The organism is Pseudoalteromonas sp. SR43-7 (genome assembly GCF_014163785.1).
Classification (GTDB): Bacteria; Pseudomonadota; Gammaproteobacteria; order Enterobacterales; family Alteromonadaceae; genus Pseudoalteromonas; species Pseudoalteromonas distincta.
Map to the genome: position 1 here is coordinate 86,740 of NZ_JACJDY010000005.1, position 23,818 is coordinate 110,557.

At 39.5% G+C, this 23,818-nt stretch carries 23 protein-coding genes; 11 read left to right on the forward strand and 12 right to left on the reverse strand.

The genetic code is table 11. The annotated features are described in order from the left end of the window. Nucleotides 1–54: 54 nt before the first annotated feature. The 6 genes from lpdA to ampD form a co-directional block, all read right to left on the reverse strand. Nucleotides 55–1,479, reverse strand: coding sequence for a dihydrolipoyl dehydrogenase (gene lpdA / locus H5087_RS05600; RefSeq protein WP_002957761.1), 1,425 nt, complete (start codon nucleotides 1,477–1,479; stop codon nucleotides 55–57). A 205-nt stretch (nucleotides 1,480–1,684) separates the two neighbouring features. Beyond that, entirely contained in the window at nucleotides 1,685–3,601 is a 1,917-nt protein-coding gene (gene aceF, locus H5087_RS05605) for a pyruvate dehydrogenase complex dihydrolipoyllysine-residue acetyltransferase (RefSeq protein ID WP_182671423.1), read from the reverse strand. Nucleotides 3,602–3,611: 10 nt separating this feature from the next. Beyond that, nucleotides 3,612–6,278 (reverse strand): pyruvate dehydrogenase (acetyl-transferring), homodimeric type, encoded by a 2,667-nt coding sequence (gene aceE / locus H5087_RS05610; RefSeq protein WP_002957763.1) that lies wholly within the window; start codon nucleotides 6,276–6,278, stop codon nucleotides 3,612–3,614. 90 nt (nucleotides 6,279–6,368) lie between these two features. After that, nucleotides 6,369–7,118 (reverse strand): pyruvate dehydrogenase complex transcriptional repressor PdhR, encoded by a 750-nt coding sequence (pdhR, locus tag H5087_RS05615; RefSeq protein ID WP_002957764.1) that lies wholly within the window; start codon nucleotides 7,116–7,118, stop codon nucleotides 6,369–6,371. A gap of 351 nt (nucleotides 7,119–7,469) precedes the next feature. Continuing rightward, the gene (gene ampE, locus H5087_RS05620) at nucleotides 7,470–8,321 is read right to left on the reverse strand and encodes a beta-lactamase regulator AmpE (RefSeq protein ID WP_182671424.1); all 852 of its coding nucleotides are present in this window, start codon (nucleotides 8,319–8,321) and stop codon (nucleotides 7,470–7,472) included. A gap of 13 nt (nucleotides 8,322–8,334) precedes the next feature. After that, a complete protein-coding gene (gene ampD, locus H5087_RS05625; protein ID WP_182671425.1) occupies nucleotides 8,335–8,889 on the reverse strand; it encodes a 1,6-anhydro-N-acetylmuramyl-L-alanine amidase AmpD in 555 nt (184 codons plus the stop codon). A 326-nt stretch (nucleotides 8,890–9,215) separates the two neighbouring features. On the opposite strand from ampD, the gene nadC reads away from it, so the two are divergent. From nadC to yacG, 7 genes are all read left to right on the forward strand, one after another. Further along, complete coding sequence (nadC, locus tag H5087_RS05630; RefSeq protein ID WP_182671426.1) at nucleotides 9,216–10,067, forward strand: carboxylating nicotinate-nucleotide diphosphorylase; 852 nt, start codon at nucleotides 9,216–9,218, stop codon at nucleotides 10,065–10,067. A 483-nt stretch (nucleotides 10,068–10,550) separates the two neighbouring features. Continuing rightward, a complete protein-coding gene (locus tag H5087_RS05635; RefSeq protein WP_310736461.1) occupies nucleotides 10,551–10,997 on the forward strand; it encodes a prepilin-type N-terminal cleavage/methylation domain-containing protein in 447 nt (148 codons plus the stop codon). A 48-nt stretch (nucleotides 10,998–11,045) separates the two neighbouring features. After that, a complete protein-coding gene (locus tag H5087_RS05640) occupies nucleotides 11,046–12,266 on the forward strand; it encodes a type II secretion system F family protein (protein WP_182671427.1) in 1,221 nt (406 codons plus the stop codon). 163 nt (nucleotides 12,267–12,429) lie between these two features. Further along, nucleotides 12,430–13,323 (forward strand): A24 family peptidase, encoded by an 894-nt coding sequence (locus H5087_RS05645; protein WP_182671479.1) that lies wholly within the window; start codon nucleotides 12,430–12,432, stop codon nucleotides 13,321–13,323. A 1-nt stretch (nucleotide 13,324) separates the two neighbouring features. After that, the gene (gene coaE / locus H5087_RS05650) at nucleotides 13,325–13,966 is read left to right on the forward strand and encodes a dephospho-CoA kinase (protein WP_182671428.1); all 642 of its coding nucleotides are present in this window, start codon (nucleotides 13,325–13,327) and stop codon (nucleotides 13,964–13,966) included. 126 nt (nucleotides 13,967–14,092) lie between these two features. Continuing rightward, nucleotides 14,093–15,769 carry a type IV-A pilus assembly ATPase PilB gene (pilB, locus tag H5087_RS05655; protein WP_149603263.1) on the forward strand — a complete coding sequence of 559 codons (1,677 nt, stop codon included), beginning with the start codon at nucleotides 14,093–14,095 and terminating at the stop codon, nucleotides 15,767–15,769. A gap of 116 nt (nucleotides 15,770–15,885) precedes the next feature. Beyond that, a complete protein-coding gene (gene yacG / locus H5087_RS05660) occupies nucleotides 15,886–16,116 on the forward strand; it encodes a DNA gyrase inhibitor YacG (protein ID WP_024597564.1) in 231 nt (76 codons plus the stop codon). Between the two features lie 72 nt (nucleotides 16,117–16,188). Here the strand turns inward: yacG and H5087_RS05665 are convergent, their stop codons facing one another. Next, nucleotides 16,189–16,677 carry a periplasmic heavy metal sensor gene (locus H5087_RS05665; RefSeq protein WP_002957775.1) on the reverse strand — a complete coding sequence of 163 codons (489 nt, stop codon included), beginning with the start codon at nucleotides 16,675–16,677 and terminating at the stop codon, nucleotides 16,189–16,191. 189 nt (nucleotides 16,678–16,866) lie between these two features. Between H5087_RS05665 and H5087_RS05670 the strand changes: the two genes are divergently transcribed. From H5087_RS05670 to H5087_RS05680, 3 genes are read left to right on the forward strand one after another with little or no spacing between them, the layout of a single operon-like run. Continuing rightward, complete coding sequence (locus H5087_RS05670) at nucleotides 16,867–17,556, forward strand: response regulator (protein WP_182671429.1); 690 nt, start codon at nucleotides 16,867–16,869, stop codon at nucleotides 17,554–17,556. Continuing rightward, a complete protein-coding gene (locus H5087_RS05675; protein ID WP_182671430.1) occupies nucleotides 17,534–18,949 on the forward strand; it encodes an ATP-binding protein in 1,416 nt (471 codons plus the stop codon). The genes H5087_RS05670 and H5087_RS05675 overlap by 23 nt, the downstream gene beginning before the upstream one ends. Nucleotides 18,950–18,952: 3 nt before the next feature. Beyond that, complete coding sequence (locus H5087_RS05680) at nucleotides 18,953–19,900, forward strand: alpha/beta fold hydrolase (protein WP_182671431.1); 948 nt, start codon at nucleotides 18,953–18,955, stop codon at nucleotides 19,898–19,900. On the opposite strand, the gene H5087_RS05685 is transcribed toward H5087_RS05680, so the two are convergent. Beyond that, on the reverse strand, nucleotides 19,863–20,726 hold the full coding sequence (locus H5087_RS05685; RefSeq protein WP_138490041.1) for a cation diffusion facilitator family transporter: 864 nt from the start codon (nucleotides 20,724–20,726) through the stop codon (nucleotides 19,863–19,865). The two genes, H5087_RS05680 and H5087_RS05685, sit on opposite strands and share 38 nt — an antisense overlap. Nucleotides 20,727–20,886: 160 nt before the next feature. Between H5087_RS05685 and trmL the strand changes: the two genes are divergently transcribed. Continuing rightward, complete coding sequence (gene trmL / locus H5087_RS05690) at nucleotides 20,887–21,351, forward strand: tRNA (uridine(34)/cytosine(34)/5-carboxymethylaminomethyluridine(34)-2'-O)-methyltransferase TrmL (protein WP_002957780.1); 465 nt, start codon at nucleotides 20,887–20,889, stop codon at nucleotides 21,349–21,351. A 68-nt stretch (nucleotides 21,352–21,419) separates the two neighbouring features. Here the strand turns inward: trmL and gpsA are convergent, their stop codons facing one another. From gpsA to H5087_RS05710, 4 genes are read right to left on the reverse strand one after another with little or no spacing between them, the layout of a single operon-like run. After that, entirely contained in the window at nucleotides 21,420–22,427 is a 1,008-nt protein-coding gene (gpsA, locus tag H5087_RS05695) for an NAD(P)H-dependent glycerol-3-phosphate dehydrogenase (RefSeq protein WP_002957781.1), read from the reverse strand. Between the two features lie 3 nt (nucleotides 22,428–22,430). Further along, nucleotides 22,431–22,916 carry a protein-export chaperone SecB gene (gene secB / locus H5087_RS05700; protein ID WP_002957782.1) on the reverse strand — a complete coding sequence of 162 codons (486 nt, stop codon included), beginning with the start codon at nucleotides 22,914–22,916 and terminating at the stop codon, nucleotides 22,431–22,433. Nucleotides 22,917–22,950: 34 nt separating this feature from the next. Next, the gene (gene grxC / locus H5087_RS05705; RefSeq protein WP_002957783.1) at nucleotides 22,951–23,208 is read right to left on the reverse strand and encodes a glutaredoxin 3; all 258 of its coding nucleotides are present in this window, start codon (nucleotides 23,206–23,208) and stop codon (nucleotides 22,951–22,953) included. A gap of 31 nt (nucleotides 23,209–23,239) precedes the next feature. Next, nucleotides 23,240–23,671, reverse strand: a complete 432-nt coding sequence (locus H5087_RS05710; protein WP_002957784.1) for a rhodanese-like domain-containing protein — start codon at nucleotides 23,669–23,671, stop codon at nucleotides 23,240–23,242. Between the last annotated feature and the right edge of the window lie 147 nt (nucleotides 23,672–23,818).

The following is a 23,818-nucleotide window of genomic DNA, read 5'->3' on the forward strand; positions in this document are numbered from 1 at the left end:
CATAAAAAAACCCAACCGAAGTTGGGTTTTTCAAGCAAATACTAAAAAGTTAAATTACTTCTTTTTAGCTGCTTTTTTGTTTGGTAAATCAGTGATTGAACCTTCAAAAATTTCAGCTGCAAGGCCGATTGATTCATTCAATGTTGGGTGAGCATGAATTGTAAGCGCTAAGTCTTCACCATCAGCACCCATTTCAATACCTAAACCGATTTCGCCAAGCATTTCGCCCGCGTTAATACCGATCATAGCACCACCGATTATACGGCCACTTTCTTTATCAAAGATAAGTTTAGTAGAACCTTCAGTACGAGCAGATGCAATTGCACGACCAGATGCTGCCCACGGGAATACCGCAGTTTCAACTTTTAAGCCTTGCTCTTTTGCTTCTTTCTCAGTAACACCTACCCAAGCGATTTCTGGGTCTGTGTACGCAATTGAAGGAATACATTTAGGGTCGAAGAAATGCTTCTGACCAGAAATAACTTCTGCAGCAACATGACCTTCATGAACCGCTTTATGCGCAAGCATAGGTTGACCAACTAAGTCACCAATTGCAAAAATATGGCTTACGTTAGTACGTAATTGCTTATCAACATTAATAAAGCCACGCTCATCAACGTTTACGCCCGCTTTTTCAGCATCAAGTAAGTTACCGTTTGGAGTACGGCCAACTGCAACAAGTACTTTGTCGTAACGTACTGGTTCTGCTGGTGCGTTTTTACCTTCAAACGTTACGTATAAGCCGTCTTCTTTAGCTTCAACACCAACAACTTTAGTTGAAAGCATTACGTTGAATTTTTTGCTTACGTATTTTTGGTAAATTTTGATAATGTCTTTATCAGCTGCTGGTACTAATTGATCAGCAAATTCTACAACATCAATTGCAGAACCTAGCGCACGGTAAACCGTACCCATTTCAAGACCAATAATGCCACCACCCAATACAAGTAGTTTTTCTGGTACGTCTTTAAGTTCTAATGCACCAGTTGAATCAATTACACGGTCATCTTCTGGGATGAAAGGTAAGTTAACTGGTTTAGAACCTGCTGCAATAATCGCGTTATCAAACGTGATAGTTGTAGCGCCGTCTGCGCCTTCAACTACTAAAGTATTGCTGCCAGTGAATTTGCCGTATCCAGATACAACTTTCACTTTACGCATTTTGGCCATACCTTCTAGCCCACCAGTTAACTGGCCAACTACAGAATCTTTCCAAGTACGAACTTGGTCAAGATCGATTTTTGGTGCGCCAAAAGTAACACCGTGAGATGACATTTCTGCTGCGTCATCAATCACTTTAGCTACGTGTAAAAGTGCTTTAGAAGGAATACAACCAACATTAAGACATACGCCACCTAATGTTTCGCGAGATTCTACTAATGTAACTTCTAAGCCCAAGTCAGCAGCACGGAAAGCCGCAGAATAACCACCAGGACCACCGCCTAGTACAACAACTTGAGTTTTTAATTCGTTGCTCATGCTTTTACCTTAATTGTTTGAACGGGACACTGCCCTAAAATTTAACTGCCATGTTTCTGCAAGGCAGAAAGAGTGAGCAGCGCACAAAGTGATGCAATTCGTACAAAGATTGTATCATTGCAAATGGTAAAAATCCCAGCTAAAAACAACTGGCTGGGATTTGATTCTATTTATTTTATTGCGTATACCAATTTTACTAAACTGGTTACATCACCAACTGGCGAATATCGCTCATGTAACTTGCAAGAGTCACAGTAAAGCGTGCAGCTAATGCTCCGTCAATAACCCTATGGTCGTATGACATAGACAGCGGAACCATTAGTTTTGGTTCAAACTCTTTGCCATTCCATTTAGGTTTCATCTCAGATTTAGATACACCTAAAATAGCAACTTCTGGCGCATTAACAATCGGCGTAAATGCCGTACCGCCGATACCGCCAAGGCTAGAGATAGTAAAACAGCCACCTTGCATATCAGACGATGTAAGCTTACCGTCACGTGCTTTAACAGATACTTCCATTAGTTCACGTGATAATTCAATAATGCCTTTTTTATCAACATCTTTAAACACTGGCACTACTAAACCATTTGGCGTATCAACAGCAACACCAATGTTAATGTACTTCTTAAGAATTAAACTTTCGCCGTCATTAGACAGTGAAGAGTTAAATGTTGGGAAGTCTGCAAGTGCTTTAGCCGCTGCTTTCATCACAAACACAAGTGGTGTGATTTTAACGCCAAGCTTTTTCTTCTCGCTAAGTGCATTTTGCTCTTTACGGAATACTTCAAGACTTGTGATATCAGCTTCATCAAACTGTGTAACATGTGGGATTTGTACCCAGTTACGGTGTAAGTTTTTACCTGATAGCTTTTGAATGCGAGACAGTTTTTTCTCTTCAATTTCGCCAAATTTAGCAAAATCTACTTTAGGCCATGGAATAAGACCAAGCTCACTACCACCTGCGCTACTACCTGCAGATAATTGACCAGATTCAACTTGCTTAACTAAGTTTTTAACGTAGTTTTGCACGTCTTCTTTAACTATACGGGCTTTGCGACCAGTGCCTTTAACGTTAGCTAGGTTAATACCAAACTCACGCGCTAAACGGCGAACAACGGGTGATGCATGAGCATACGCGCTGTTCTCTGTGAAGCTTTCATTACTTGCTTTTGTAGGTGCTGCTTGAGCCGGTGCTGACTCAGTTTTAGCCGCTGCTGCAGGTGCTGATTTTTCAGCTGGTGCAGATGCTGCTGGCGCACTGCCTGCAACTTCAAATACAAAAATTAATGAACCAGTCGATACTTTATCGCCAGCGGCTACTTTAATTTCTTTAACTGTACCTGCAAATGGAGCTGGTACTTCCATTGCAGCTTTGTCGCCTTCAACGTTTAAGATTGATTGATCTTCTGAAACCTCATCGCCAACGGCAACCATAATTTCAGTTACTTCAACTTCATCGCCACCAATATCAGGCACATTAACTTCTTTAGTGCTTGGTGCTGAACTTGCTGTTGAACTATCAGCTGGCGCTTCTACAGGAGCCGACTCTTTAGCCGGTGCTGCAGATTCACTTCCTGCTACTTCAAAAACAAACACTAACGAGCCAGTTTTAACTGTGTCGCCAGCGGCTACTTTAATTTCTTTAACTGTGCCGGCAAATGGAGCTGGAACTTCCATTGCTGCCTTGTCGCCTTCCACGTTTAAGATAGATTGCTCTTCTTCAACAGTGTCACCAACAGCAACCATGATTTCAGTTACTTCAACTTCATCATCGCCAATATCTGGTACCGTTACTTCTTTAATTGAAGAACCTGTAGAAGCAGCTGGTGCTGCATCTTCAGATTTGGCTGGAGCAGCGGCTGATGTATTTTTCTCATCAGTGCCTTCACTCTCGCCTTCAAACAAAAATACTAAAGAGCCTGTTGTAACGGTGTCGCCAACGTTAACTTTAATCTCTTTTACAGTCCCCGCTTGAGAAGCAGGTATTTCCATTGATGCTTTGTCACCTTCAACATTTAGTAATGATTGGTCAACATCTACTTTATCGCCAACGCTTACTAATATTTCGGTTACTTCTACTTCGTCGTCACCAATATCAGGTACTTTAATTTCAATACTCATTGCAAACCTCTTATGCGTATAGTGGGTTAAGTTTGTTAGTGTCGATGTTGAACTTTTTAAGTGCTTCAACAACTACTGACTTCTCAACTTCACCGCGTTTAGCAAGTTCAGATAACGTAGCAACAACAACGTAGCTTGCGTTAACTTCAAAGTGACGACGTAGGTTTTCACGGCTATCAGAACGACCGTAACCATCTGTACCTAACACTTTGTAGTTGCTGCTTGGAATGAATGAACGCGCTTGTTCTGCGTAGTTTTTCATGTAATCCGTTGCTGCAACAGTCACAGAGTCGTTTAATACGCTTGTGATAAATGCTGTTTTTTGCTCGCTTTCAGGATTAAGCATGTTGAAACGCTCAACATCTTGACCATCACGCGTTAGCTCATTGAAAGATGTTACTGAGTAAACATCTGATGCAATACCATATTCTTCGCTTAAGATTGAAGCAGCTTTGCGCACTTCAGTCATAATAGTACCTGAGCTTAATAGCTGTACGTTGGCTTTTTTACCTTCGTAACTTTCAAGCTTGTAAATACCTTTACGAATACCTTCTTCAGCGCCTTCTGGCATAGCTGGCTGATGGTAGTTTTCGTTCATAAGCGTTAGGTAGTAGTAAATATTTTCTTGGTCGTCACCGTACATACGACGAATACCGTCTTGTACAATAACTGCAACTTCAAACGCGTAAGTTGGGTCATAAGAAACACAGTTAGGAACCGTGTTTGCAAGAATGTGGCTGTGACCATCTTCGTGTTGTAAGCCTTCACCATTTAGCGTTGTACGACCCGCTGTAGCACCTAATAAGAAACCACGTGCTTGTTGATCGCCCGCCATCCATGCCATGTCGCCAACACGTTGGAAACCAAACATAGAGTAGTAAATGTAGAATGGGATCATTGGTAAATCGTTAGTGCTGTATGAAGTTGCAGCAGCAACCCATGACGACATTGCACCTAACTCATTGATACCTTCTTGCAATACTTGACCTGAAGTTGCTTCTTTATAGTAAGAAACAATATCACGATCCTGTGGCGTGTAGTTTTGGCCATGCGGATTGTAAATACCGATTTGACGGAATAAACCTTCCATACCAAATGTACGCGCTTCATCTGCAATAATTGGTACGATATTTTTACCAATGCCTTTATCTTTTAATAAGATATTAAGTGCACGAACAAAGCCCATAGTAGTAGATATATCACGCTTTTGCTCTTCAAGTAGTGGCTTAAATGCATCTACTTCTGGCAACGTAAGTTTTTCACTAAAACGTGGGATACGCTTAGGTGTGTAACCTTTAAGCTCATCACGACGCGCATGTAGGTACTTGTACTCTGGTGAACCTTCTTCAAGCTCTAGGTATGGTAATTCTTTTAATTGCTCTTCAGATACTAAGTCATCAAGACCAAGGCGTGAACGTAAATGTGCAACATGCGACATGTCCATTTTTTTCACTTGGTGCGCAATGTTTTTACCTTCAGCGGCTTCGCCCATGCCGTAACCTTTTACAGTTTTAGCAAGAATTACAGTTGGACGACCTTTTGTCTCTTCTGCTTTTTTAAATGCAGCAAATAGTTTTGATGGCTCATGACCACCACGCTTAAGCGCAAAAATTTCATCATCTGTCATATCTGCAACAAGGGCAGCTGTTTCAGGGTAGCGACCAAAGAAATGCTCACGCACGTATGCGCCATCTTTAGCTTTATATGTTTGGTAATCACCATCAATTGTTTCGTTCATCAATTGTAGTAATTTACCTGTTGTGTCTTTAGCAAGCAGAATATCCCAACCGCTGCCCCACACTAGTTTAATTACGTTCCAGCCAGCGCCTTTAAACAAGCCTTCTAACTCTTGAATAATTTTACCGTTACCCATAACTGGGCCGTCTAAACGCTGTAAGTTACAGTTGATTAAATAACAAAGATTATCTAGTTTTTCACGTGCAGCGAAAGAAATAGCACCACGTGATTCTGGCTCATCCATTTCACCGTCACCTAAAAACGCATATACACGTTGGTTTTTAGTGTCTTTTAAGCCACGACCATCTAAGTATTTTAAGAAGCGTGCTTGATAAATTGATGAAATAGGACCTAAGCCCATTGATACCGTAGGGAACTGCCAAAACTCAGGCATTAACTTAGGGTGTGGGTACGATGGTAAGCCTTCGCCATCAACTTCTTGGCGGAAGTTATCTAGTTGCGCAGCCGATAAACGACCTTCAACAAATGCTCGTGCATAAATACCTGGAGAAATATGACCTTGGTAATAAACTAAGTCACCACCGTCTACATCATTTGGTGCTTTAAAGAAGTGGTTAAAACACACTTCATAAAAAGCAGCAGATGATTGGTAAGACGCCATATGGCCGCCTAAGTCGAGATCTTTTTTAGATGCACGTAGAACGATCATAATCGCGTTCCAACGTATAATTGAACGAATACGACGTTCAAGATTTACATCACCTGGGTAAGCAGGCTCTTGATCTACAGGAATAGTATTAACGTAGTTCGTGGTAATACCCGTTGGCATATCAACGCCGTCTAAACGGGCTTGCTCTAATACTTGCTCAAGTAAAAACTGAGCTCGTTCAACACCTTCTTCGCGCACAACTGATTCAAGAGCTTGTAACCACTCTTGTGTTTCTAGCGCGTCTACGTCAATTTTATTGACTTCAGACATATGGAGGTTTCCTTATGTTTAAAATACGAATATTGTTAATTTAATATCACAGCTACTTAATTTGTGTGTTCAAAGTAGTTATGTACTAACTTAATTTTGTTTAGTGCGTCTTAAACTACGTTCAATTCGCGAATGCTCTTTGCCTGCTTCAAGTAGTGCTTCTTCGATAAATGCTAAGTGCGCATTACTTGCTAAACGGGCTTGTTCTGGATTACCGTCAATAACGGCATCCATTAATAAACGCCTGTGTTGGGCTAACTGACTGCTAATATCTGACTTTTTTAATAGAACAGTTAAATTTTGCAATACATTTTGCTCAAGCAGCGCTTTCATACCTCTAACTAAATGCAGTAACACCACATTGTGCGAGGCTTCTGCCACGCTAAAGTGAAATGCATTAATTGCTTTTGCTTTTTGCTGTAAATCATCATTAACTAAGGCAATTTCATCAAAGCTTTGTTTTACTTTGCTAAAATCGTTACTGGTCCCGCGCAGTGCTGCGTAGTAAGCAGCAATCCCTTCTAATGCATGACGAAATTCAAGTAAATCAAACTGCGACTCAGGGTGTTTACTAATCAAATCAAAAAGTGGATCAGTAAGCCCTTCTTCGAGCTGATTTTTTACAAACGTGCCGCCACCTTGGCGACGTGTAACTAAACCTTTCGCTTCTAATTTTTGAATTGCCTCACGCAGTGACGGGCGAGACACTTCAAATTGCTTTGCTAGTTCACGCTCTGGTGGCAACTTTTCACCTGGTGCTAACGAGCCTTCAAGAATCATATTCTCAAGTTGCTGTAAAATAACATCAGATAATTTTGCTGCTTTAATCTTTAAAGACATGAATCAACGTCCGCGTTGTATAAATACCAAGAGCCCATAAAACGGGGCTTTAAGTAGTATGATTTACCCAAAAGGTAAATTGGTCATACCAAAAATTTTCAATACGGTATCAAAAACACTATTAGCTGTCAATTTACAGGTAGTTTGAGCAATTAAAGTAGCGTAACGCATTTTGAACGAAGATCAAACAATGCGCAATTTGCAAAAATTGTTATAACGTATTTGGGATGAAAACAATTGGTCTGACCAGAATGAATTAGAATATTAGCTCTATTTTATTGAATTTAAAAACTGCAGGAAGAGATTAAAGCACCTTACATTGCATAAGGTACTTTATTAAAAGGCATCAACTTAAGACAGCCCACCAAATAATGTAAGCAACGCTATAAGTACTAAGTAAAATAATACATTACGCTTAACAAGTTTAATCATACAAGTGGCCTCGTAGGTACAGCCGTAATAACGCTTTTCAACTTGCTCTGCAGCAAGTGCAGTACATGTTACTACTTCGCGATTTGGAGATTTAAAGTTAAGTACGTAACGTAGCCAACAACTTGTGCCTTTATTAAAGTTACCTATTACTAAATAACCAAAGCTGGTGATGCGTGCAGGCAACCAGTCAAGCCAAAACAGTAGCTTATGTATAAGCTTAAAACGCTTAGCAAATATTACTTTATGATCTTCTCGTACTAAATCAGCTAAAGTACGTACCAGTGCATATAAAACTGCGCCCGGCGCGCCTAAAACAACAAACCAAAAAATCACCGCACAGTAAAATCTAAAGTTTACCCATGCCAATGTTTGCCCAAAGGTTTCACCACCATCTTGATCATCAGTACGCTTTTGACCAATTTGCAGCGCATATAAAGATGCAGCAGTACCGTCATCTCGCGTTAAGGCATTTAAGTAAGACTTATATAAAGCGCGCTGCTTAGCACAACCAAAGCAAACCAAAAGCACAGCAATATTAATAGCTAACTGCCATAGTACAAAATCAGATAAACAATAAATAAACGCTATTGCTATTACTGGGAGTAAAAGCCAAATTAAAAAGCCCGGTGCAGAACTAAATAACCCTTTGTCACCTAGTAGTTTATTAGAGCGATTTAAATAACCATTTGTGTAGTAGCTTATCTGCCAGTAATTAGACCGAGCCCCTAAACGCTCCAGAATTAATGCAATTATTATAGAAACTAAAATCATGGGAATAACTCTCTTAACTTAGTTGTTCAAGCATATTAAAAAACAATGGCCAATTAAAGCTACTGCCAGGATCGGTTTTACGTCCCGGGGCAATATCGCAATGCCCAACAATACGCGAAGGGGTAATTTTTGAATAGCGTTGTATTATAGATTTACTAAGTGTAGCTAATACTTCGTATTGCGCTAAAGAGTATGGCGTGGTGTCGGTACCTTCAAGCTCAATCCCAATGCTAAAGTTATTACAAGCAGATACGCCCTCAAACTCAGATTGCCCGGCATGCCAAGCACGTTTTTCAAAAGGCACGTATTGTATAACCTCACCGGTGCGCTTTATAAAGCAATGGGCCGATACACGTAAATTTTTTAAGTCACTAAAACTCGAGTGAGCATTGCAGTCAATGCTACCCATAAATAACTCATCAACAAAAGGTGTACCAAACTGCCCTGCTGGCAAAGATATATTGTGAATAACCAATAAAGAAATATCAGCCTCATCAGGGCGCTCATCAAAATGCGAACAAGGCCGCTGCGCTACAGTACTTAAAACACCGTCTAAATCTATTTTCATGATACGTTTATTATATAAATATCAAGATATACATAGCACTGATGCTAAAGGATTTATTAAAACAATGATAGTAACAAACAGGTATAAAACCCTACCTGCAAATAATTCAAACCCACACGTAGGTGCTAATTTACCTCCGCTCATGTAACGTAACTTTTGAAATTAAAAGCGAGGTATAAAACCTCACCTACAGATAATACAAACCCACACGTAGATACTAATTTACTATACGCGCTTATCTTTATATTGGTGAAAAGGCAATCGCTTCTCTTTCTTTTATAAACATAGTAAAATTTGCTTAATTTATTAACGCTTATGAGCATTCCATGTCTATTTCGCACACTCTTATTACTCAGCTTGTTACTCTAGCACTTGACGAAGATTTAAATTATCAAACAGCACAAGAAGGCGATATTACCGCGCAATTGATCCCCAAAAATGAGCAAGCAAACGCCAAAGTAATCACTCGTGAAGACTGCATTTTTTGTGGAAAAGACATCATCCTTGAAGTATTTAAACAGGTAGACCCAAGCGTTAAGGTTAATGTACTCATTAATGATGGCGACGCAGTTAAAGCAAACAGCACATTATTTACAGCCACTGGTTCAGCACGTTCAATATTAACCGCCGAGCGCACTGCACTTAACTTTGTGCAAACGTTATCGGGCACAGCCACTACTACAGCACATTATGTAAAAGAGCTAAGCGGCACAACAACGCAACTACTCGATACACGCAAAACCATACCAGGCCTTAGAGCACTTCAAAAATACGCAGTAAAATGTGGCGGGGGGGCAAATCATCGTATTGGTTTATTTGACGCATTTTTAATAAAAGAAAATCATATAGCGGCTTGTGGCACAATAAACAAAGCCGTAACTCAGGCTAAACAAAATCACCCAAACAAACCTGTCGAAGTAGAAGTAGAATCACTCCCTGAACTTAAGCAAGCAATTGAAGCTGGCGCCGACATAATTATGCTCGACAACTTTAGCGTAGAGCAAATTAAGCAAGCTGTAATTTTAACCAATAAGCGCGCAAAATTAGAGGTTTCAGGCAATATGACCCTAGAAACGCTCAAAATTTATTCACAAGCAGGTGTCGATTTTATATCAAGCGGGGCATTAACAAAAAACTTACAATCAATCGATTTGTCGATGCGTTTTGAACAATTTTAAAGCAATAATGGGTAATTAATACCGCTAATCAATTGACAAGTTAAGTAAAAAAGCATTAAATAACCCAAAAGGCTTACTTTGTAACAAATTGTTAAATTAAATCGCTTTTTTATAATAAGATACGTGCTAAATACTAAAATAAAATGGTAGACTAATTCTGTTGTACTATTTTATTTAAAAAGATAGTCATAAATAACTAGTACCTTTACTTTTTAAAGACATAATTAAAAACTAAAGCAACTAAACTACTTACTTTATGCCTATACTATTTGTTGCTACAACATGTAGTGCACTTAGTAAACTTTTATAATTAGTACTAAACATAATGAATTCACATTCGGCTTTTGTGTTTCATACTCTAAAGCTAAAGTGTAATAAAATTAATTTTAAGTAAAACTGTAAAGTAAATCAGTTAAATTAAGTGAGGCATTTTGCCGCTTAAGTGATTTAAGTTACAAAAATCTATCCTTTAGGAGAGGAAACATGAAAACAATGACTCAAAAACAACAGGGTTTCACCCTAATTGAATTAATGATTGTAGTAGCAATCATCGGTATTCTTGCTGCAGTAGCGCTACCTGCTTATCAAGATTATACCTTAAAAGCTCGCTTTGCTGAGGTAAAAACCTCTGCAGCTTCGGTCAAGACAACTATGGCACAATGTCTACAAGAAAATAATAATATCATAACAGCTTGTGATACGTTTGCCGATCTTGGCATAGCTGCACCTGCTGCTAATGACAACTTAGCATCAGTCGCAATCGCTGCAACAACAGGTGTAATAACTGCAACTGGAACAGATAGTGCTGGCGCGTACACCTACACTTTAACACCACCAGTAATCGCAGCTGGCGCTCCACCTCCATCAACTTTTGTATTTACAGTTGGTGGTACATGTTCTTCGCAAACAAGAATACCTAACCTTTGTTAATAAACAATTTATAAAAGGGCTGTTTAGCCCTTTTTTATTTGATGAATTATGAAAAAAACAAATAAGCTAGATACATTCCAATGGATAGGTGTAAGTGCTCGAGGTAAACGCCTTGAGGGAGAGCTAGCGGGTTCTAGTATGGCCTTGGTGAAAGCCCAATTACGTAAACAAGGCATAACACCATCTAAAGTTAAGCGTAAAGCAAAACCTCTGTTTGGTTTAGAAAGCGTACAAAAAATAACCCCTAAAGATATATCCTTAGTTACTCGTCAAATTGCTACTATGTTGATGGCCGGTGTTCCGTTAATACAGTCTATCGAAATGATTGGTTCAGGCTCTACTAATAAAAGCATTAGTAAACTAATGATAAATATCGCCGATGAAGTTAAAGCTGGCCAGCCTCTTAATTTAGCACTAAGAAAACACCCTCGCTACTTTGATGATTTATATTGCGACTTAGTTGCATCAGGTGAACAATCGGGGTCTCTTGATAAGATATTCGATCGTGTAGCGTTATACAAAGAAAAGTCTGAAGCACTCAAATCAAAAATTAAAAAAGCCATGTTTTATCCGATTGCTGTTCTAGTAGTCGCACTAATAGTTACGTCCATCCTTTTAATATTTGTAGTCCCTCAATTTCAAGATATTTTTAATGGCTTTGGTGCTGAACTCCCTGCTTTTACTTTATTTGTAATTGGTATATCAGAATTTATGCAAGAATATTGGTGGGTAATTGCATTAATTATTGCTGCGTTTGGCTATGGCTATAAAGAAGCACTGCTGAAAAGTCAAAAATTAAGAGATGCAACTGATCGACTAATACTAAAACTCCCTGTTATTGGCATGATTTTAAATAAAGCAGCAGTTGCTCGCTATGCACGAACTCTTTCGACTACGTTTGCTGCAGGTGTGCCTCTGGTTGATGCGCTTGACTCTGCCGCAGGCGCTTCAGGTAATGCTGTTTACCGCTACGCCATTTTAGATATTAAAGCAGAGGTAAGCTCTGGTAATCAGATGAACTGGGCAATGCGTAACTCAAAAATATTCCCTGATATGGTTATTCAAATGGTAGCGATTGGTGAAGAGTCAGGATCGCTAGACGGTATGCTTGCTAAAGTAGCGACTATTTACGAGCAAGAAGTTGATGATGCAGTAGACGGCCTTTCAAGCCTACTTGAGCCACTTATTATGGCCGTACTGGGTGTACTTGTTGGTGGGTTGATTGTTGCGATGTACTTACCTATTTTCCAACTTGGCTCTGTTATTTAATTACCAAGAATAACAATTTACAGGAAATAAAAGAGAGACTTACTTTTTTGTTAAGGTATAGCTATTAATGCCTTCTCAATCACTCTCTTTCACTTCTCTTTGTGATAAATACTTCACTTAATTTTTAAACGCTTAATTTTTAAAATAATTTTCAGGTAATATGATGCAAAGTATTATTGAAGTAATGCAAAGCCAATTGTGGTTTTATTTAACCACAATTGGCTTAATTAGTTTATGTATTGGTAGTTTTTTAAATGTAGTTATTTATCGCTTACCGTTGATGATGCAACGTGAGTGGCAAAGCGAATGCAGACTACTGTTGGAAAATGAACTTACAGGGAATAAACCTAAACAAGCTAATACCAACGAGCCTTTTAACTTAGTAAAACCCAACTCTACCTGCCCTAAATGCAAAACAGCCATTAAGCCTTGGCAGAATATTCCTATTATCAGTTGGTTAATACTTAAAGGTAAATGCGCAAGCTGCAGTAACCCTATTTCGGCCCGTTATCCTGCTGTAGAGCTAATTACTGCCCTATTAAGTTTAATTGTTGCCTATAGCTTTGGTGCGACCGAGCAAGCCCTTTTATATATTTTTGTAACGTGGATTTTAGTAGCACTAACCTTTATTGATATTGACCACATGCTACTGCCGGATCAACTTACACTTCCGCTTGTTTGGCTTGCACTCATTGCCTCGGTAATGGGTTACACAATTACACCAACCGATGCCATTATTGGCGCGGCTTGTGGTTATTTAAGCTTATGGAGCGTGTTTTGGCTATTTAAGTTATTAACCGGCAAAGAAGGTATGGGTTATGGCGATTTTAAGTTGCTTGCTGTATTTGGGGCGTTACTTGGCTGGCAGTCATTGCTTACTATTATTCTGCTTTCGAGCGTAGTGGGTGCCATTATAGGTATTGCGCTGTTAAGCATACAAGGTAAAGACAAAGCGACCCCTATCCCTTTTGGCCCTTATTTAGCGATAGCAGGCTGGATCACCATGCTTTGGGGCAACCAAATTCAAGGCGCTTATTTTAATTTAATAGGTTATTAAAATGAGTGAGCAAATTACTAAAGTAAACAGCTGGGTATTAGGTTTAACAGGCGGTATTGGCTGTGGTAAAACGGCCGTAAGCAATATGTTTGAAGAGCTTGGTATTACAATAGTTGATGCCGATATAATTGCGCGTGAAGTAGTACTCCCAAATAGCAAAGGGCTAAAAGCGATTACAGCCCGTTTTGGCAAAGATATTTTATTACCTGATGGCACATTAAATAGAGCAGAGCTTCGCCAAAAAATATTTACTAACAACAGTGACAAAAAATGGCTTAATGCGTTGCTACACCCTCTTATACGGATAAAAATACTAAACGATTTAAATAATGCAACTAGCCCTTATGTTGTTTTAGTAGCGCCTTTATTATTTGAAAACAACCTTAATAAATATTGCGACCATACCTTACTTATTGACGTACCAACCTCTGTGCAAATAGCGCGTACAGCAAAACGTGACAACACAAGTAGTGAGCAAGTTAAAAGTATTATTGCCTCGCAAATGTCACGTGCCGATAAACAGCAAAAAGCGGATGATATTTTAAATAACGACCGTAGTTTAAACCTAGTGCATATAGAACTTGTTGATCTACATAAAAAGTACCTACAATATGCATTACGCAACAAAACTAACTCACATTAACACTGTCCTAACTCACACAAACTCGTATTTTAGTCAGTAATATCACAACAAAGAATGAAAGGTGATGTAATCCCCTTCTTTTTTCTGATAAATTGCTTACTATTGAAGGAATAAAACAGGTGCGCAATGAATATTAACTCACCGTTATTGAGAAAATTTATAACCCTTGGCCGCATTGATGCCGACACGGTTAAAAACAAACAAAATGAATTTGCCTCAACAGCTGAGCTTATTTCTAAATGTGGAAAAATCGATAGTAAAGATTTAGCTGAACAATGTATTGATTTGTTTCGCGTACCTTATTTTGATTTAAAAGACTTTGATCCTACAAGAATCCCGGCCGATCTCGTAAAAGAAAAACTCATACGTAAACATCACATTTTACCGCTTGTTCAAAAAGATCGAAAAGTTTATATAGCAGCATCAGACCCAACAGATTACGGCGCATTCGAAAACTTTGAGTTTAGTACCGGTCTTTCATGCGAAATTGTTGTTGTTGATTATATTCAACTCGATAACAAAATTGAGCAGTTGCTAGATGCCACTGGCAGCTTAAATCTAACTGATGACGAGTTTCAAGAATTTGCTGATTTAGACTCAGAAAGCCAAAGAGATACAGCACCACAAGATGACGATAAAGATGATGCGCCTATCATCGTATATATCAACAAAATTTTAATGGATGCCATTAAAAAAGGCGCCTCTGATTTACACTTTGAACCGTATGAGCACAAATACCGTATTCGCTTTCGTATTGATGGTATTTTGCATGAAGTTGCAAGCCCACCCAATACATTAGCCACCAAGCTTTCTGCGCGTATTAAGGTTATGTCAAGACTCGATATTGCCGAAAAACGCAAACCACAAGATGGTCGTATTAAGCTAAAAATTACAGAACGCAAAAGTATCGATTTTCGTGTAAGTACCATGCCTACCTTGTGGGGCGAAAAAATAGTAATGCGTATTCTTGATTCATCAAGCGCTATGTTAGGCATTGATGTATTAGGCTATGAGCCTGAGCAGAAAAAGCTCTACATGGACGCGCTTGCCCAGCCTCAAGGGATGATACTAGTAACAGGGCCAACCGGTTCTGGTAAAACAGTATCGCTATACACAGGTTTAAATATATTAAACCAACCTGAGCGTAATATTAGTACTGCGGAAGATCCGGTTGAGATTAACCTTGAAGGTGTAAACCAAGTACAAATAAATATTAAAGCCGACATGACTTTTGCCAACGCACTGCGCGCATTTTTACGTCAAGATCCTGATGTAGTTATGGTAGGTGAAATACGTGACTTAGAGACCGCAGAAATATCAATAAAAGCGGCGCAAACAGGTCACTTGGTTTTATCAACATTGCATACAAACTCAGCGCCGGAAACAATCACTCGTTTATTAAATATGGGTGTACCCGCTTATAACGTAGCAAGTTCGATTAGCTTAATAATAGCCCAGCGTTTAGCGCGTCGCTTGTGCCCTAAATGTAAAACGCCAGAACAACTTCCGAGTGAAGAACTTGCTCGCCAAGGATTTAGTGCCGAGCAAATTGAAGAAATGACGTTATATATGCCTAAAGGGTGTGATAGCTGTACTGATGGTTACAAAGGGCGTGTGGGTATTTACGAAGTAATGCAAATTACTCCTGAAATTGCCCAAATTATTATGCGCGGTGGTAATTCGCTTGAAATAGCAGACGTATCACTTAAAGCCGGTTTTAATAATTTACGTTTATCAGGTTTACGCAAAGCAGCCGATGGCCTTACATCCCTTGGTGAAATTAACCGCGTAACCAATTTTTAAAAGTCCCACAGTAAAATATATGAGTCTCTAGCTCTAAGCTTTAAGCTTTAAGCTTAGAGCTAGAGACTCATATTTAAGTAATGTAATATGCACCAAAAATTTGTAGAGAGTAATTTATGCCTACTGTTGTAAACTGCCCAACCTGTAAAACTAAAGTTGAATGGTCAGAGCAAAGCCCATTTCGCCCTTTTTGCTCAAAGCGCTGCCAACTAATTGATTTAGGTGAATGGTCGTTCGAAAATAATAAAATTTCTGCACCAATCACCTCGGCACAAGAGTTTAGCCAAGACATGATTGAAGATATTGAAGCAATGATGGCTAAAAATGAAGATGACTTTTTTAAATAATTTTTCTTCATAATGCCCTAAATACAAAAACCAGCATTACGCTGGTTTTTTAGTATTTACAAAAAAGTAAAATTAGCTTTTTTGTTTACGGTGCTTTTTATTCATACGCTTTTGCATTTTAGCAAACTTCTCTTTTTGCTCAGCGTTAAGCACTTGCATTACTTGGTGCTGCGTTTTTAGTTTAATTAAACCAAATTGCTCACCTTTTGCATGACGTTCATTTAATAGCTCTTTTGCTGCATTTTCGTCAAATGTTGCAGCCGAAAGTAACGCATCCATTTTTGCTTTGTGCGCTTCACGCATCGCTTTACGGGCTTCTTTATCGTCGCCACGCAGTGCTTTCATTTGTGTTTTTTGCGCTTCAAAAATAGCCTTTAGCTTAGTTTGCTGCTCATCTGTTAGGTTTAATTTTTCAACGCCGCGCTCAGAAAGTAAAAAACGAGCTTGAGAATGGCCTTGCTTATGCCCATCGCCTTTAGCTAATACGCTACCAGCACCAAGCGTTGCTGTTGCTAAGCCACAGATAAGTACTAATTTTGAAAGTGTGTTTAATTTAGTCATAATCATTACCTTAATTATTTGGTTTAACTATTGGTTCAGTTCGGTTGTTTGTAACTGCTTAATCAACTGAGTTAACTATACCTAACTCAACGCAAAGTAACGCAAAGCAGTGTAAAGGTTGTGTAAAGATTCACCTTTGCACTATTTAGCGGGTAAAATAACGCTATAAACAACTCTAAGGGTTTGTAAATGAAACTATTAATGATTGATGACGACACTGGCCTTTGTGAGCTATTAAGTGAATATTTAACTGCCCAAGGCTTTGAAATACAAAGCGTACACGACGGTGAACAAGGCCTTAAACTAGCACAAGCAAATGACTACGCCCTGATATTGCTAGATGTAATGTTACCAACGCTTGATGGTTTTGAAGTACTTAAACAACTTAGGCAAACAAAACTCACACCGGTAATAATGCTTACAGCAAAAGGTGAAGACTTTGATCGTATTTTTGGTCTAGAGCTAGGCGCTGATGATTACATTCCAAAGCCTTTTAATCATCGTGAATTACTAGCCCGCGTAAAAGCGATAACTCGCCGTATAGAGCACATTAATAGCTTAAATGTAGCTACAACGAGTAAGTTACTCGTTAATGGCATTACTGTTAACCTTGCAGCTCGAGAAGCCTCAATAGACGGCTCTATATTAACCCTTACTGGTACAGAGTACGAAATACTCACGCTATTGTGTAAAAATGCAGGTGAAGTGGTTAGTAAAGAGCAAATTAGCGAAGAAGTACTAGGTAGGCGTTTAGCTTCTTTTGATCGCTCTATCGATATGCATGTAAGTAATATCCGCAAAAAAATAGCAGAGCATATTCCAGGTGAGCGAATTAAAACAATGAGAGGTACGGGTTATGTCTTTATCCAAGGCGAATAAAAGCACTTACTTTGCTTGGTTAAAACACCCTGGGCACTACCTGTTTTTTAAAATATTTATTTGGTTTTGGTTAACTATAATCGGCACCGTTGCAGCGCTTATATTTTTAAGTAACATTACCGCTATTAACGCGGTAACTAACGAGCCGCTTTATGGCCCTATGAAAAAAAACTTAATATATACCGCCAAAAGTATTGAGCGCACTGCAATTAAACATAAGCGCAGCCTAAGCGATGTATTAGTACACCCTCGCCTATCAAAGCGTAAACTTTTATATTTAAGCGCAGCTCAAAGCGAAGACTCCCTTAGTAGTAAAGAGGTGCCAGAGAGCATCGATTTAAGTTTATTAAACTTTACTCAAAATATGTCACCACAAATTATTTTCACTGAAAAATATCAAGCCTTCGGCCCTGTTAACATAAACGTGCCTGAAGGAAGTTTTTATCTTTATGAAATAGATATTAACCATCAACCGCCTCTATTAATGCGCTTTAAGCTTATGCCTAATTGGATGAAAATAGTCATCGCAATTGTTGCCTCTCTTATTTTAAGCTTTGTATTTAGCCGTAACTTAATAGCCCCTATAAATAGCCTTAAAAAAGCAGCTATTAAACTATCAGCGGGCAACCTAAGCGCAAGGGCCGACATTTCTGTAAACCGAAAAGATGAGCTAGGAATACTTGGGCGAGACTTTAACAGCATGGCCAATCAATTAGAGCTTTTAATTAGTTCACAAAAACGCTTATTAGCCGACATATCACATGAGTTACGCTCGCCCCTTACGCGTTTAAAAATGGCTACCGGTCTTGCGCAAATGCAAGCTAACGACGCTAGCCAATCGTATTTATTACGCATAGAAAAAGAAGCAAACCAACTCGATAAGATGATTGCCGACGTGCTGCAAGTTTCTCGCTTAGAAGCAAAAAGCCAAGCGCTTTCATTGCAAAAACAATCATTACAAATAATTGTAGCTCACGTTATTAACGATGCGCAGTTTGAAGCAAAACAAAATAATAAGCAGCTAAATATAGTGGGCGCTGTAGACGTAAATATTAATTGCGACGAAACCCTTATTGCCAGTGCGCTTGAAAACCTACTTCGTAACGCTATTAAATATGCAAACAATACAATTAGCATTACTCTAAAGCACACAGATGCCATTTATATAGAAATATGTGATGATGGCTCTGGTGTGCCCGATGATCAACTGAGCAAGCTTTGTGAGCCCTTTTTTAGGCAATCAGATGCGCGGGATCGCGTAAGTGGTGGTACGGGTTTAGGGCTGGCGATTGCTAAAAATGCTATTACTGCGCATGGTGGCAGTTTAGTATTATCAAATAAAGAACTAGGTGGCTTGTGTGCTAATATAACCTTGCCATTAATAAAAGAGTAAAGCATGTTTTATAGTTCAGAAGCCCAGCTTGAGAGCAATCAAGAGGCCATTAATGTTTTTTATACTTCAAATTTAATTAAAAGCTACTTAGATACGCCATCAGGAAAGCTATTTTACGCATACGCAATCCCTAAAAACGCGACAACCGCAATAGTAGTAAGTACAGGGCGTATTGAAGGCCTAGAAAAATATAAAGAACTGCTCTGGGAGCTGTATTGTAATAATTTTGCTGTGTTTATTATGGATCATCAAGGTCAGGGCCGCTCTTACAGGCACCTTAAAAATAAACATAAAGGCTTTGTAAAACATTATAATAACTACAGCAGTGACCTAAATAACTTTGATCAGCAAATAGTCTCAAAACATTGGCAAGGTAAAAAAGTCATGCTGGCTCATTCAATGGGTGGCGCCATTGCTATTGATTATTTAGCAAAATTTGAAAATAGCTATAAAGGCGTGTTTTTGTCTGCTCCTATGTTTGATATTTTTACAAAAGACGTACCCAAAATACCAACGAAGTTTATTGTTAAATTAGCCACTTTACTTGGTTTACACTCTTGCTATGCATTTGGACAAGGCAACTACAACCCGATCCCATTTACCGAAAACGTACTTACTAGCAGCGAGAAGCGTTACACCTACTTTAGGCAAACCTATAAATTAGAACCTAACATACAATTAGGTGGCGTTACGTTTGGCTGGTTAGCAGCTACAATATCGTTTTTAAAGTCTGTTGATAACCTAAACGTACCAATCCCTTTGTTTATAGCAAGCGCAGCTAGCGATACAGTGGTAAACAACGAAGCACAGTACAGTCTTGCAAAAAGGCATGCTCATGCAACGATTGAGAGTTTTGAAGGGGCTAAACACGAGCTGCTTTTTGAACGTGACGAAATTCGAAAGCCGCTATTAACTAACTTTTATCAATTTTGTGAGTCGGTGACGGCTTAACAATTACTGACAAAGGGTCGAGGTGGATCAGTATATCTACCTCAGACTCAAAACGTTCTTTGAGCATTGCCTCTACTTCATCAGCCACATTGTGCGCGCGAATCAAACTTAAATGATCATCAAGCTCTAAGTGCATTTGAATAAACTTAACTTTACCACCTTGGCGAGTACGAATGTCATGCACGCCATGCACATCAGCATGGGCTCTGGCAATGTCAAATATGCTTTGTTTTTCATCATCAGGGAGCTCTTTATCCATTAAGTGATCGGCACTATCGCGAGCTATATCCCAGCTGTTATAAAGTAAGTAACCCGCTACACCTATTGCAAAAATAGGATCTGCATACAACACGCCATAATAAGCTAACAAAATAGCTAACAGCACAGCAGCGTTTAATATTAAATCGCCTTTGTAATGTACTGAGTCGGCTTTTATAGCAATTGAATCGGTATACTTAACCACTTTGTTTTGTACGAATACAATGACGAGCGTACACGCAATAGCAAAAATACTTACCCACACACCTAATAAAGAATGGCTTAACTGTATAGGGTTAAATAATCGCTCAATACCATGAAAAGCTAGTAGGCAACCTGAGCCTGCAATAAATGCGGCTTGGCCAAGTCCTGCAAGTGCTTCAGCTTTTCCGTGCCCAAACCTATGGTCATCATCCGCTGGGCGCAGTGCGTAACCCAACACTAAAAAGCTCATTGCGGTAGCAGTAATATCCATTAACGAATCAGTTAACGAGCCAAGCATTGAAGCCGAGCCAGAAGCCAGCCAGGCCCATGTTTTTGCGCCGATCATTAAACTAACCATGACCATGGTAACAATGCTGGAAGTTTTAACCCAAAATTCGTAGCTACGGTTATGCACGCGTGTATCCATTAATCACTGTATTGAATGTGTTGAGTATATCATTTTTTTAAAAGGTTTCGTGTATACTGCCCTTCGTCAAACTACAGATTATTTTATAAGGCTCATTATGCTGGATATTGTTTTATACCAACCTGAAATACCGCCTAACACAGGTAATATTATTCGCCTATGTGCCAATACTGGCTATGCATTACATTTAATTGAGCCATTAGGTTTTGAATGGGACGATAAACGCGTGAAACGTGCGGGCCTTGATTATCATGAATTTAGCCATGTTCAACGCCATGCCTCATTTGAGGACTACCTTGAAAAATGCAAACCTAAAAAAGTGTATGCCTGTACAACTAAAGGCAGTCAATTTCATCATGAAGCAAGTTACGAAGCTGGCGACTGTTTAGTGTTTGGTCCTGAAACACGCGGCCTGCCTGATGAAATGATTCAAGCATTACCAAACGATCAACGTGTACGTATTCCTATGCAAGCAAATAGTCGTAGTATGAACCTGTCAAATGCAGTCGCCGTGTTTGTCTACGAGTCGTGGCGTCAGTTGGGCTTCCCTAACGCCCAGTAAATATAATCCGTTAGGCAATAAAAAACCGACATAATGTCGGTTTTTTATTTAAGGCCTAGCTCAAGCGCTTATTCAGCGCGTTGTTCTCGTCCTAAAAGAGCCATAGCGGCTTCTTTCATGTCTTTATTTTCATAAAGTACTTTATAAATTTGCTCAGTGATTGGCATTTCTACGCCAGCACGCTGCGCTAGTAAATACACTTCTTTGGTATTTCTAAAGCCTTCAACTACTTGGCCAATAGACTCAATAGCAGCATCAACACTCTCGCCTTTACCTAACGCTAAACCAAATCGACGATTACGTGATTGGTTATCTGTACACGTTAGTATTAAATCGCCAAGGCCTGCCATCCCCATGAAGGTTTCTGGCTTAGCACCCAGAGCGCAACCTAAACGAGTGAGCTCTGCAAGGCCTCGGGTAATGAGCGCGGTACGCGCATTAGCACCAAAACCTACACCGTCCGAAATACCGGCGCCAATTGCAATTACATTTTTAACCGCACCACCGAGCTGTATACCAATAAAGTCATCATTGTTATACACACGGAATGAGCGACCACAATGAAGTAAATCGGCCAGCTGCTGCGCAAATTCAGGTGACGTTGAAGACACTGAAATAGCTGTAGGTGACCCCATCGCCATTTCTTTTGCAAACGTAGGACCCGAAAGTACCGCAAGTGGAATGTCATCACCTAATTCTTGCAAAGCCACTTCTTGTAACAAACGTCCAGTATTAGGCTCAAGCCCTTTAGTTGCCCACGCTACTTTAGCACCGTCTTGCAATGCAGGTTTAATCTGCGCAAGCGTGTCGCCAAAAGCATGGCTTGGCACAACAACAAGTACAATAGCACTGCTAGCAACGGCATGTTGTAAGTTAGCTTCAAGAGTAAGAGTATCTGGGAAAGGAGCATCAGGTAAGTAACGTTGATTTTTCCGCTCAGCTGCAAGCGTGGCAACGTCGTCGCTATTTCTTCCCCAAAGTGTCACCTGGTGACCATTTCGGGCTAAACAAATAGCAAGGGCGGTGCCGTAAGACCCCGCCCCTAATACAGTAACAGCTGTAGTTGCTGTACTCATAAGTTATGCGTCTGCTGAAGCCTGGTCAGCTTGCGCAGTACGTTGTTGCATGTATTGTGCAAATAACGCATCAAAATTAACTGGCGCAAGGTTAAGCTGTGGGAAAGTACCACGGTTAACAAGGTTTGAAACAGCTTCACGTGCATATGGAAATAATACGTTAGGACAAAATGCACCTAGCATGTGCGCAAGTTGCACTTCTTCAACTTCAGCAATAGTAAAAATACCTGCTTGTTGAATTTCACATAAGAACGCAGTTTCTTCACCAATAGATGCAGTTACAGTTAGCGCTAAAACAACTTCAAATACACCTTCGTCCAACTTGTTTGAGCGTGTATCTAGGTCTAGCTTAACTTCTGGAGTCCATTCTTTTTGAAAGATGGCCGGAGAGTTTGGCGTTTCAAACGATACATCTTTAGTGTAAATGCGTTGAATAGTAAATTGTGCGCCAGCTTCTGCAGCTGCTACGTTTTGATTTTCTTCGTTCATTGTTATTCCTAACTTGTTCGTTATTATAATTAAATTAAGCGTTTAGCTTAGCGTCAAGTTTACCTTGCGCTTCAATAGCCATCATGTCGTCGCAGCCACCGATATGTTCATCATTAATAAAAATTTGCGGTACTGTGCTTGCACCACCTGCTTTGGCAATCATTTCATCGCGTAGCTCAGGCTGCACACCAATATCATAATTTGTGTATTCAACGCCTTTGCTGTTTAAAAGCGAAAGAGCACGCTGACAAAATGGACAATACGCCTTGGTGTATAAAACAACATTACTCATAATAAATCCTCTATCGGCCTAGCTAAACTGATTAGCGACCTGTTGTAGTTGGTAAGCTGGCAGATTGCCACGCACCCATGCCACCTGCTAATAAGTAAACTCGTTCAAAACCAGCTTTACTCATAGCGGCTGCAGTACCTTGGGCAGTCATACCTGTAGTACATACAACTATAATGGGTTTAGTCTTGTACTTTTCAAGGCTTGAAAAGTCAGATTTTTTCGCATTCTCTGGGCTTAAGTGCTCAGCACCAGAAATACGCCCTGCATTAAACTCTTTTTGCGCACGTATATCGATTACTTGACCGTCATCACGGTTAATAAGTAACGTAAGCTGCTGGGGATTTATTTGACGAACAGCTGAAAGCTTACTTTTTATCCAGCCACTAACAATAAGGAAAACAATACCAACCCAAGCAAGGCTTAAAATGGGATGATTTGTAATAAATTCAATATATTGATCCATTCTACTTCCACTATGAAATTATGTTTTAAAACGTGATGTTTTAATTATTTTGTACTTTAGCCACGCAAGTATACCCAAACCAACCTAAAATGCGAGTTTAGGAGCACTTAGAGACGTTTAAAAAACGATAAAGCCCCCCATATATAG